This is a genomic window from Haloarcula sp. Atlit-120R (genome assembly GCF_003665885.1).
GTDB lineage: Archaea > Halobacteriota > Halobacteria > Halobacteriales > Haloarculaceae > Haloarcula > Haloarcula taiwanensis.
Genome location: NZ_QPLN01000001.1, coordinates 1382555 through 1394187, shown reverse-complemented (window position 1 = coordinate 1394187; position 11633 = coordinate 1382555). Strand labels below are relative to the sequence as shown.

The 11633-nt window shown below is 64.5% G+C and carries 10 protein-coding genes and 1 rRNA gene; 3 read left to right on the top strand and 8 right to left on the bottom strand.

What is annotated here, in order from left to right:
• Both DVK01_RS07220 and DVK01_RS07215 read right to left on the bottom strand, forming a co-directional pair.
• Window positions 1–523 (bottom strand): 16S ribosomal RNA (locus tag DVK01_RS07220); the annotation flags it as partial.
• Between the two features lie 651 nt (window positions 524–1174).
• Window positions 1175–1483, bottom strand: a complete 309-nt coding sequence (locus tag DVK01_RS07215; protein WP_004516406.1) for a non-histone chromosomal MC1 family protein — start codon at window positions 1481–1483, stop codon at window positions 1175–1177.
• Between the two features lie 248 nt (window positions 1484–1731).
• Here DVK01_RS07215 and DVK01_RS07210 point away from each other — a divergent pair, with 248 nt between their 5' ends.
• Window positions 1732–1929 (top strand): hypothetical protein, encoded by a 198-nt coding sequence (locus DVK01_RS07210; RefSeq protein ID WP_004516407.1) that lies wholly within the window; start codon window positions 1732–1734, stop codon window positions 1927–1929.
• Between the two features lie 99 nt (window positions 1930–2028).
• Window positions 2029–3081 (top strand): quinone-dependent dihydroorotate dehydrogenase, encoded by a 1053-nt coding sequence (locus DVK01_RS07205; protein WP_101349015.1) that lies wholly within the window; start codon window positions 2029–2031, stop codon window positions 3079–3081.
• 49 nt (window positions 3082–3130) lie between these two features.
• Here the strand turns inward: DVK01_RS07205 and pheT are convergent, their stop codons facing one another.
• The 5 genes from pheT to DVK01_RS07180 form a co-directional block, all read right to left on the bottom strand.
• Window positions 3131–4873 carry a phenylalanine--tRNA ligase subunit beta gene (gene pheT, locus DVK01_RS07200; RefSeq protein WP_121536126.1) on the bottom strand — a complete coding sequence of 581 codons (1743 nt, stop codon included), beginning with the start codon at window positions 4871–4873 and terminating at the stop codon, window positions 3131–3133.
• Window positions 4873–6384 carry a phenylalanine--tRNA ligase subunit alpha gene (locus DVK01_RS07195; RefSeq protein ID WP_121536124.1) on the bottom strand — a complete coding sequence of 504 codons (1512 nt, stop codon included), beginning with the start codon at window positions 6382–6384 and terminating at the stop codon, window positions 4873–4875. Before DVK01_RS07195 ends, pheT begins: the two co-directional genes overlap by 1 nt.
• 275 nt (window positions 6385–6659) lie before the next feature.
• Entirely contained in the window at window positions 6660–8309 is a 1650-nt protein-coding gene (locus tag DVK01_RS07190; RefSeq protein WP_101351386.1) for a tryptophan--tRNA ligase, read from the bottom strand.
• A 130-nt stretch (window positions 8310–8439) separates the two neighbouring features.
• Window positions 8440–9450 (bottom strand): tRNA-intron lyase, encoded by a 1011-nt coding sequence (gene endA / locus DVK01_RS07185; RefSeq protein ID WP_101349012.1) that lies wholly within the window; start codon window positions 9448–9450, stop codon window positions 8440–8442.
• Between the two features lie 82 nt (window positions 9451–9532).
• Window positions 9533–10255 carry an endonuclease NucS domain-containing protein gene (locus DVK01_RS07180; RefSeq protein WP_121536122.1) on the bottom strand — a complete coding sequence of 241 codons (723 nt, stop codon included), beginning with the start codon at window positions 10253–10255 and terminating at the stop codon, window positions 9533–9535.
• 118 nt (window positions 10256–10373) lie between these two features.
• On the opposite strand from DVK01_RS07180, the gene DVK01_RS07175 reads away from it, so the two are divergent.
• A complete protein-coding gene (locus tag DVK01_RS07175) occupies window positions 10374–11030 on the top strand; it encodes an HAD family phosphatase (RefSeq protein ID WP_121536120.1) in 657 nt (218 codons plus the stop codon).
• 187 nt (window positions 11031–11217) lie between these two features.
• Here the strand turns inward: DVK01_RS07175 and DVK01_RS07170 are convergent, their stop codons facing one another.
• Window positions 11218–11457 (bottom strand): hypothetical protein, encoded by a 240-nt coding sequence (locus tag DVK01_RS07170; RefSeq protein ID WP_232794503.1) that lies wholly within the window; start codon window positions 11455–11457, stop codon window positions 11218–11220.
• Window positions 11458–11633 lie beyond the last annotated feature (176 nt).

Sequence of the window (11633 nt, the reverse complement as noted above, 5' to 3'; positions counted from 1 at the left end):
GCTACGGACGCTTTAGGCCCAATAATATCGGCCATCACTTGGACTGCCGGTATTACCGCGGCGGCTGGCACCGGTCTTGCCCAGTCCTTGTTCCTGTACCACCTTACGGTACAGAAAAGCGAGGGCTATATGCCCTCGCACTCGGAGTCCCCCTATCGCACTGTCGTGCAGTGTAAAGGTTTCGCGCCTGCTGCGCCCCGTAGGGCCCGGTATCTTGTCTCAGATACCGTCTCCGGGTTCTTGCTCTCACAACCCGTACCGATTATCGGCATGGTGGGCCGTTACCCCACCATCTACCTAATCGGCCGCAGCCACATCCTACAGCGCCGGAACGTTTCTCACTCTCGACACTCCAGTCTGAAAGTGATATCCGCTATTGGCCTCAGTTTCCCGAGGTTATCGCGGTCTGTAGGGTAGTTTGGCCACGTGTTACTGAGCTATATGCCACGAGTCTGAACTCGTGCGACTAGCATGGCTAAATCGGACTCCGATAGCAATGGCCTCCGGCAGGATCAACCGGAATGTATCCCGGCACGATGCCGGGGGGTTAGGCGGGATCACACCCAGATAATGGGTGTGGTCGCTATCGAAGGGTGTTCGAGGACACCCGTCGACCGAGTGTCACCGAACTATCAGGGCTAACATCAGATTCCATCTTGACGGCGGACCGCAGGGGTGGAATCCTCATTTCTTCGGACCTGATTGTTGTCTCGAAGCCACCATAAAGGCTTCGAGTTTCGTTGGCGAGTCGGCCCCGCCTGGTCCGTGTCGGCAGGGATTCGATGTCCCCGACCGAACGTCGTTCGCGTTCATTCCGAGTGCCCTGTTACACTTAAGGGCATCGGAACGGGCTCGCGTCGAACCGCACGACGCGAGCGACCTTCGCGTTCATTCCCAGCGCCCTGTTACACTTAAGGGCGTCGGAACGGGTTCGTTCGTTCGGGGCCATCGCCCCTGACCGCGTTCGCATTTCATTCCGATGGGTGAGCCACACTTAACCCCGTCGAAGGAAGTCGACTGCGAGACGGAATTACACGGGTGTGAGTGTCCCACACGTGTATAGACGGACCGTACGGGCCTCGGGGTCGACGGACTGCTGGATCGTAGTCTTCGCTCGCGCGCACACGCGGGTGTAGCCACTGTGATGTCGCCACCGAAAACGTCGAATCGCGACCTAGATCTCGTCTAGGTGTTCGACGCCCTGCTTCGAGACGTTCCCTTTCGTGATATCGCCGGGCATCCAGTCGGGTTTGTCGTCAGGAGCCTCCTCAACCCATGCCCACGCCTCATAGATGTGGACTTTGTGGGTCCCCTTCTCCCGTAGTCGTATCTCCTCAGGATCAGCCTGATCTTCACCGTCAGCCGGTTCGAGTCGACGTGCTGCCTTCAGTGCAGCCTGCCGAGGCGTTCCGCCCGAGAAGACGCTCGATTCGTCACCGTCTTCGCGCAGTGCGAAGTTGCGCTTGTCACTGTCGGGTGCCATGGATTTCACCGCTCCATGCCAATTCAGCACATGGCAGAACATAAATATACCCCCCAATCCCGCCTCCCTCGGGGGGTATTTATATACGCTCGCACGGTCACACGCCCTTTTGAACGCCCAGACCGGCCGTTTCAGCCCGGATATTCGGGTCGAAATCGTCACGCGCGCCTACGAAACCACCAGCCAGCGGCCGGCGGCACGGTAGACTTAAGTGTATCCTGCGGTGAAGTGCGGAGTAGGATAGCGCGATGGTGCGAAAGAAGAAGCTCAGCCCGAGTGGCGCCAAAGATGAGGACGGCGAGTACCACAACGTACATATCAACATTCACGAAGACGAGCTAGCCGTCGCCGGGATGGAGATCGGCGACGAGGTGTTCGTTCGCGTCCGCGATAACAAGATTATTATCCAGAAAGCCGACCCGGAAGAGGTCGAACACGACTTTTGAGGCACCATCGACGGTGACACAGTGCCACCGGGCCATTGGGCCGATGCCCGATACCGGACATGCAACGACGTTCTTCGAGGTAACCCGAACACCAACACAATGAGACCCTACGATATCGCCAGACCACTCCTGTTTTCGCTGCCAGCAGAAACCGCCAACCGGAGCGTCCACCGGCTGTTAGAGGCGGTCGACGGAACCCGAGTCGCCGACGCGATGGCCGACCGCTACACCGTCACTGACGACAGACTTGCAGTGGAGGCGTTCGGCTACACGTTCGACAACCCCGTCGGAGTCGCCGCTGGCTTCGACAAGAATGCAACCATCCCCGGAGCGGTGGCCTCACTCGGCTTCGGTTTCGCGGAGGTCGGCGGCGTCACAGCCGAGCCACAGGCCGGCAACGCCCGCCCGCGGATGTTCCGGCTCAGGGAGGACGAGGCGATCATCAATCGGATGGGCCTGAACAACGACGGCGCTGTCGTCGTCGGCGAGCGGCTGAAACACGTCGACGCGCCGTTCCCGGTCGGCGTCAACATTGCCAAGACGGAACATGTCGGAACCGAGGAGGCCCCCGACGACTACCGGACCACGTACGAACACGTCGCCGAAGGCGGGGACTTCTTCGTCGTCAACGTCTCCTGTCCAAACTCGGAGGGCTTCGAGGAGCTCCAGAACCGCGACGCGATGGAAGCGATCCTCAGTGAGCTACAGGACGCTGGCGCGGCCCCGCTGCTCGTGAAGCTCTCGCCGGACCTCCCCGAGCCGGCAGTCGAGGACGCGCTTGACCTGGTGACCGAACTCGGCCTCGACGGCGTCGTCGCGACGAACACGACGACTGAACGGCCCGCAAGCCTACGCTCGCCGAACGCGGTCGAGACGGGCGGCCTCTCCGGGAAGCCGATCGAGAACCAGGCGACCGAGATGGTCCGGTTCGTCGCCGAGCGCGTCGACGTGCCCGTCGTCGGCGTCGGTGGCGTCTCGACAGCGGAGGGCGCATACCGGAAGATCCGCGCCGGGGCCTCACTCGTCCAGTTGTACACCGGCCTGGTGTACCGCGGCCCGTCCATCGCCCGCGAAATCAACGAGGGCCTGCTCGAACTGCTCGCGGAGGACGGCTTCGACTCGGTCGAGGACGCCGTCGGCGCGGACCTGTAGCTTGGGGCTTGCTGGCCTTTTGGAACAGCGATAGACCGACGGCTGGCCGTTATTCCAGCGCGTCCAGTCGGAACTCGAACGCCGCCACCGGCAGTTCCAAGTCGTGCTCGACAAGCACCTTCGGGTGGATTTCGCCGACGACGCCAACCGACTCCCCGTCGAGGACGACCTCGGCGGCGCGGCCGCCGATGAACGACGGATGCGCGGTCGGGGGCGTTTCGAGGTCCTTGTCGAAGGCGTCGGCCAGCGCCTGCAGGCGAGCCTTCGCGTCCTCATAGGAGGCGTCCGTGCGCGCGAGCGCGGCGGCGACGGTGCGGTGTTCGGCGACGCCAGTGTTCTCCGAGTCGTCGAGGCCGGCGGCCAGCCCGATTTCGGCGAGGTCCTGCGGATAGCTCCGGTGGGTGTTGTTCTCCAGGACCATCATGATGGAGGGGAGCGCCCACGTCCGGAGGATAGTGTAGTCCTCGCTGTAGGGCTCCTGGATGGTGACCGGGTCGGCCTCGCCGACGGCGTCCCCGCCAGTACTGTCCGGACTGAGTCCCATCCGCTCGAAGTTCTCGGCCTCGTTTATCATGTGGAAGTTCAGCAAATCCTCGAAGCCCAGCCCGACCAGAGCGTCGCGGGCGGCGTCCTCAAGCCGGGACCGCTCGTGGCGGCCGCCGACCGTCGATACGTCGGGGTAGGTCGGTTCGAGGCTGTTGAACCCGAGCGCCCGCCCGATGTCGTCGATGATATCCAGCGGGTGGATGACGTCGACGCGGTAGGGCGGAATCTCCACCTCGTAGGCCACGCCGTCGTCGGCGTCGGTTTCGCTCGCGTCGAGGCCAGCGCGCTCGGCGTAGTCGACGACCTCGCGGCTGTCCAGTGAGACGCCGAGAATGGATTCGATACGGTCGTGCGTGACCGTCTTCGTCCGCACCGAGAGGTCCGGCCGTTCCAGCGTCTTGCCGGCGTACTCGCCGGGCGCGTCGTCGGCGTAGGACACGTCGACCTTCTCGACCTGGCCGCCGCGGGCGGCGAGGGCGTAGCAGACGATGTTGCACATGTGGTCGATGGTCCACTGGTCGGTCCCGGTCATCTCGATGAACAGGTCCCGGGAGTCGGCGCTGACCTCGGTCCGGCGGCCGTTGATGACCGGCGGGAGCGAGAACAGGCCGATGGCGTCGTAGATGGCCGGCACGCGGTCGAAGTCGGCGACGAGGTCGCCGTAGGTCTGGCCGGTCTCGTGGGACGCCATGACCTCGCTGGGGGTCATCTCCGCGTCGGCGTCAAGCGGTACGAACGTCGCCTCGTCGGGGTCCGCGCTGGTGTACGTGATGGACTTGCCAGTCTCGTCGGTGACCGAGTCGCCTTTCAACATCGTAAGGTCGTGGACCCCAATCGCACCCTTCGCCCGCTTGCGACCCATCGTCGCGTGGAGTTTCTCCTGCAGTTGGATGAGCGACTCCAGCGCTGCCTCGTCCATGTCCAGCCCGCGGACGATAGCGCCGGTGACGTACGGGCGCTCGTCGGGCTGGTCCTCGACCTCGATGGTCCAGTCGGCGCTGTTCGTGTTGGGGATGTCCACCCCGCGGTCGTCGCCGTAGTGGTAGCGCAGCGAGCGGGCGACGCCCTCAACGGAGAGGCGGTCGAGCCTGTCGGGAGCGAACTCCAGTTGGAACTCGTCGTCCTCGGTCCAGCCCTCGAACTCCAGGCCGAGGTCGAACAGGTCCGATTTGAGTTCGTCGTCGTCTTTCTCGTCGTGACCGGTCAGATACCGCAGTTCGTCGGGGTCGACGTCGACGACGGGCATCAGCGCATCACCTCCGTCTCCCGCAGCAGTTCAAGATCACACAGCGTCCCGTGCACGTCGCGGATGTCCTCGAAGCCGTACATGAGCATGAGTAATCGTTCGAGCGAGAGGCCCCACGCCATCACGTCGCAGTCGACGCCAAGCGGCGTGAGCACCTCGTCGCGGAAGATACCGGAGTTGCCGACCTCGACGACCTCGCCGGTCTCGGGGTGGGTCCCGAACAGTTCGAAACTGGGCTCCGTGTAGGGGTTGTAGTGGGGCTTGAACTCCAGGTCGGTGATGCCGAACTGCTCGTAGAACTCCGTGAACGTCCCCATCAGGTCACGCACAGAGAGGTCCTCGGCCATCACCCACCCCTCAATCTGGAAGAACTCCAGCAGGTGGGTCGGGTCGAGCGTGTCGTTGCGGTACACCTTCTCGACGCTGAAGTAACGCTCGGGCGGTTCGAGGTCACCGACCTGGTGGCCCGAGAGGTAGCGCATCGACAGCGAGGTGGTGTGGCCGCGCAGGTCCATCCCGCGGGCGATGTCCTCGGTCCAGGGCGAGTGATACCCCTCGCCGTCGGGGCCGACGCCCTCCCGGTGGGCCGACCGGACCCGCTCGACGAGGTCGTCGGGCAGGTTCCGAATCTCGTCGGGCCGTTCCAGCGCGAACTGGTCCCAGTGGGTCCGGGCCGGGTGGTCCTGGGGCATGAACAGGCAGTCGTTTATCCAGAACTGGGCGTCGGCGTGGGGGCCTTCCATCTCCTGGAAGCCCATGCCGACGAGCGTGTCCTTCACGCGGTTGGCGGTCTGGCGGAGGATGTGCTCCTTGCCGTGGCTCACGTCCTCAGCGTCGGCCTCGACGTTGTACTCGGTAAACTCCACGTCTTCCCACTCGCCGCTGGTGAGCAGTTCGGGCGTGAGCTGGTCGACCGTCTCGGCGGCCTCGACGCCCTCCATCAAGGCGGTGACGCCGTCGTCGGTCAGCCGCACGGAGCGGACGGTCTCCTTGCGCGCGTCGACGAGGCCGCGCCGTTCCAGTTGGTCGAGCGCGTCCGGGTCGGCGTCCTCAACACGTCCATCTGCGACGGCCTCCAGCGCCAGCATCTCGGGGTCGGACCCGGGGTCGGCGTCGGGGTTGGCCGTGATTTCGCCGCTGTCGATGTCGCCGTAGGCCTTGCGGGCGTAGTTCGAGAGCGCGATGTCGACCGCGCCGCCTTCGAGACCGGACGCGCCGATGACCTGTCCCATCTGGACTGGGCCGTCGGCCGCACCGGCATCGATAGCGGCCTCATAGAGGTCCTGTTCGGGCAGGCTCTCGCGGACGTACGCCTCGCCCTCCTCGGTGAGTTCGTAGTGTTCCAGCGTCTCCTCGTCGACGGCGACGAGGCCGTCGGCTTCCAGTTCGAACGCCGCTCTGGTGGCCGCTTCGGGCTTGAGGCCCGCGTCCTCGGCTACCGCGTCGATGCGCCTGTCCTCCTGTGCGTCGGCGGCCTGCAGGACGGCCACCTGTGCCTGTGGTCGTTTCATACGGGTGTCTCGGTCTTGTGGGGATAACCGCGGGTCGCTCAGTTAACGGTTCTTACTTCCTGCTCACGGTTTCGTCCGACCACGCCTCTCAGCGCCGTCAGAGTCCACACGCGGTCAGGCAGTACAAAAGAAGCCGAACCCCTGTCTGTCGGATGGCTGGCGCGCGACACCGGCACGGTGGGATTCGGGTGCCATGTCTCAGCGATTGTGGCTGTCGGGCAAAAACGTTGCGCGTGTGGCCGTCGCGACACGAACCCGGCGACGCGACCGGGCGCTCAGTCCGCGCCCGAGCGCTTTCGGTCGGAGTCGAGGTCGATGTCGAGTTCGTCGAGCCTGTCTTCCCACTCTGCGCGTTTCTCCTGGTGGTCTTCGAGGAACTCGGCCATCAGTTCGGCGGCCTGTTCCTTGCAGCCGCCACAGAGCCGTTCGCCGCCGACGCACTCGTCGTACACCTCCTTGGCGAACTCGTCGTCGTCACCCGACAGCAGGTAGGCATACAGCTCGTAGACGGGGCACTCATCGGCCTTCCCACCCTTCTCGCGCTGTTCCTCTGCAGTAGAGCGGCCGCCGGTCGTCGCGGATTTTACCTTGTCGTAGCCGTCCTCCGGGTCGTCCAGTAGCGAGATGTGGGAGGCCGGAATCGACGAGGACATTTTCCCGCCAGTGAGTCCGGTCATGAACCGGTGGTAGATCGAGGACGGCGGCTGGAAGCCGTAGCCCCCGTTGTCGAGTTCGACCTGCCGAGCGAGTTCCTCCGCCTCGACGTGGTCCAGGTCGAACGTGTCGATGTGCTCGTCGTACACTCGCTTCTCGCCGTCGATAGCTTCGATGAGGGCCTCGAAGGCTACGTCGGTAGCGTTGCGGTCGAGGAACCGGATCCGCGGTCGGAGTGGTTCCTTCCCGGCCTCGTCGAGTTTCGAGACGACGGACTCGCGGGCGTCAGCGGGTGCTGGCTGGTGGTCGCGCAGCCAGTCGGCGGCCTCGCCACACCGCGGTCGGTCGGCATCCTCGGCGTAGTCCTCGCGGGCGTCGTAGGCCTGTCGGAGCAGTGTCCGTTCGACTCCGTCGGCCTCGAAGCTGGCAAACGCTTCTGTCACGCCGAAATACCGCATCCGCGCGGCGAGATCTCGGGCCAGCCGCATATGGGGGTCCTGGTCCGGGCCGACGGGAATGACCGTCGGCTTTGGCTCGTCCAGTTGCGGATAGAGGATGTCGGCCATCTGCGTGACGACCGACTGCATGTGTGAGATGTCGGTCTCGCCATCGAAGTCGTAGATGGCCTGCAGCTCCGAGAAGTTCGCCTCAGCCCCGAGTTCGAACGCAAGGTCCTGCACTTCGCGGTTGTCGGACTGGCGGTACAGCGTCCCCTCTTCGGGGTCGAACCCGAGCGCGAGCAGCGAGAGGACGTAGTCCGTCGCGTGCTCGTCGATTTCGTCCCACGAGAGCCCGCGGGCGCTGTGGGCTTCGAGGTCCGCGATGAGCGCGTGCGCGTCCCCGCCCTGCTGTTGGTGCCAGATAATCTCGTCAAAGACGAGCTTGTGGCCGATGTGTGGGTCGCCGGTCGGCATGAACCCCGACAGCGCGGCGAAGGGGTCGTCGTTGCGCATGGCTTCGGCGACCGGTCGGTAGTCCCGGTGGCCGAAGATGACGCCCCGCCGCATTAGATAGTGAGGGTTGGGGACCTCAGGAAGTACCTCGTCGAACTCCTCGATGCCGAACTGCTCGAACAGCTTGCGGTAGTCGGCGATAGTCGAGGAGCCCCACGGGTCAAGCGTCGCCTCGTCGGCCCCTTCGGCCTCGGTGCCGCCGTCCGGCAGCACTGGGTCGTCACCGGAGGGGGCGTCAGGCTCCCGCCACGCTGCGCCCGACTGGCGGCGGTCCTCGTCGGGCGATGCGTCGTCGTGGTGGGAGTCGTCCGTTGTCATAGCTGTGGTCGGCTCGCGGTGAGCCACGTTACAGGTGTTTTGGTCCCGGTCGGCGCAAAAAGGGTTCGTTTCGGTGCGCCGAGGGACCGACGGGCAGATACCCACTGGCCGACCCCGATGCCCGGGCGGCTCAGGGCGTCAGTCGTTCGACAGCTATCCACTCGATATCGACATCACCGCCGTCCGTTGTGAGTGCGAATACCATCGTCTTCCGGACGCCGTGAGCGAGGCGCACGTCCAGCGCGAGGTCCCTCGGCTCGAACCGGTGGTCGGCCGGCAGCACGCGCACCAGTAGCTCCGAGTGCCCGAGGTTCGCCGCACTTTCGACATCGGCGTAGGTCCGGAAGTCAGCGCCGAACTTGAAGCCGGTCTTCGGCGCGACGCCGCTCGCTCGCAGGGCCGTATAGACAGCTAGCCGGCGGTCGAAGCGGTCGCCCTCGACCTCGCGGCCGCGCTCGACGACAGCGTCAGCCCCGCCATCGACTGTGAGCAGTCCCGCCTGTGCGAGATACGCGGCTTCAACGAGGGAGAGCTGCACTGCGCCGTCGTCACCGAGCCGCTGGCCGTAGAAGGCCTGCTCGTACAGCTCCGCCGGCGGCTCCCAGCACACCACGCGCTCTCCGAGCAGTTCCCCCTCCGTTGCCGGGACGACAGCGTCGCTGGTTCCCTCAACGTCGCGCCGGTCGGTGTCGAGGTAGGTGACCTCGCTCTCCTCGTCGACGACCGCCAGCACGCAGTCGCCCAAGGCCGCGGCGGCGGCGGTATCACGCTCGCCGACGACCCTGACGCGGTACGCCACTTCGGTGTCCCATGGCCCGTTCCCGCGCGGGTAGACCACGAAGTCCGCCCCCGACGCGTCGTCGACCCACCCTTCGCGGGCCGGCGTGAGGTAGAAGCCGCGGTCACGGAGGTCTTTGTAGACAGCGAAGTCGACCTCGGAAACGGCCGTCGACCCGAGGAACGCCCGGAAGTCCATGCCGTCGATGCTCTCGATATCTCCGCGGTAAAGGAGGTGTGCGGCCTCCACCGGGGCCAGGTCGAGGTCCCCGTTGCGGACCTTCCCGTAGCCACGCGAGTCGTAGAACCGCTCGCGGGCCTCGTAGCCGGCCCGGACAACATCACCGTCGAGCGTTAGTCCCATGCTCTGACGTGGCTCCCGCGACGACAAAGCCCCTGCGGGTCCGAACCGGTAGCGGAGTTGGGCGGATGCGGAGGGTCAGTGCTCACTCCCGTTCTGCGCAAGAACTGTCCAGACATCGCGTGCCGCCAGCGGTTTCGAACAGCGGCAGGCCGCAGTCACAGTTACCGACGATGACGCCGGACGGCATCGAGAAGCCGGTGTCACAGTCGGGGTAGTGTTCACAGCCGGCGAGCAGGCCACCACGGCGGAGAATCAGCAGGTCGCCGTCACAGTGAGGACAACTCCACTCACGGTCAAAGGCCGCAATAACGGCGTCGTCTAGTGAGTCACACTCCCGGTCAAGACACAGTTCGAACGCCCGCCCACGTTCCACTCGAAGCGTCGGGAGTCCGCAGTCGTCACACCGACCGCCAGTGACCGCGGCATCGCTCGGAATCCCATAGGCGGCGTCACAGCCGGTACAGGTAACCTCGCTACGGGTGCGAACCAGCGTCCCGGCGCAGTCGGGACAGTCGCGCACCGGAACGCCGGCGTTCGAGGCCGGATAGCGGCCACTGCCGTGTTCCTCGTGAGTGACCACCCGGAGGAGTTCGTCGCCGTCGCGGGCGGTCACCGCTCCGTTGTCGATGGTGACGCTTTCAGCGCGCGTGAGCCACGCGACCGGCTGATATCCTTCGGCATCGTGAACCAGAACAGTGTTGTCCGGTTTAACGACGACGAGGACATCACCGCGCTGCTCTCGCTCGCGCGCGCCCTCGAAAACGGTCGTACATTCACCAGCAATCACACGGGTTCCGTCGTGCATGGACTGGGCTGGCCGGGTTTCGGTATTTAAATCCTCAGGCGGTGGACGGGGTTTCACAGCGCGGTCGTCGCTGCCGGAGTCACAACAGCCAAAGCCGTCGCCGAGTGACAGCAAGGCAATGAGTGAACCGCCTGCTGCGGTCTGTTTCGATATGGACGGCGTCCTCGTCCAGTCTGAAGACCACTGGGTCCGTGCCCAGCGCGAGGATATCCTTCCGACGGCCGCGCCGAACGACGACATCCCGGTGTCCGCGATTACCGGGCGGAACTACCGAGAGGTGTATCCGGACCTGAACGCCGAGTACGACCTCGAAATCAGCCGCGAGGGCTTCGAGGGACTGTTCGAGGAGCACGGCGAGCGGATTTACGGCGAAAAAGCGACCGTCCTCGACGGGGCACACGAACTGCTCGACGACCTGCGGGACGCCGGCGTGGCACTGGCGCTGACGACCTCCGCACCATGGGCCTGGATCGACGTGGCCGACGAACGCTTCGACCTCCTCTCGAAGTTCGATGTCGCCATCAGCGCAAATGACATCGACGGTCCCGGGAAGCCGGAGCCGGACATCTACGAGCAGGGCGCCGCAGAGCTGGGCGTTGTGCCCGAGGACTGCTGGGCCGTCGAGGACTCCACCGCGGGCGCACGCGCCGCCGTCGCCGCCGGAATGACGACCGTCGGGTTCCGTGGCGACGGCGACGAGACGGACCTCTCGATGGTTCACGAGACCGCAGACGATGCCGCGTCGCTGCGACAGGTACTGTTAGGGAGTGTGTAACGGCTGCGAGTCTGTGCGGAAGTGGAGAGATGACAGACGCAGAAGCAGCGGTATGGCGCTCCGATACAGAATTGAGCCAGAAACCGAGAGGCAATACCGGACAGGTGTTAGTACGGTGCGCAGAAGTTCAAGAGGCACAGAACAGTGTGCAGGAAATGCCAGCGTGGAGGGGAAAGACCCGGCCAGGTCAGGCGGGGTCACCGTATCCGCGGCCCGCGAGGAGGCCGAAGATGTTGAGGGCAACGACACCCACGAAGATGAGGAAGCTCTGACTGTCCAGTCCGCCCAGCAGTAGCGGCGGATATGCCAGTGGCGTAACGATAGCCAGCCAGAACGCGATGAATTGCAGGGGACGAACGAGTGATCGGAGGGCGACGCTACTGGGGGCGGCTTCCATCGGGGAACGGAAGGGCGATGCACTGGACATTGTGGGCTTCCTCAGTTCTTCGTAAGAACCCATACCCCAATATAAACGCCAGACCCTTGGGGAGAATTCGTGCTCTTTTCGGAATGTTAACCGGATTTCAGCACCTTTCAGCGATGTTTCACAGAGCACTGTAACGCTTTTAGAGGTGTTTATAAATTTTATCGGCCATTCTAAGC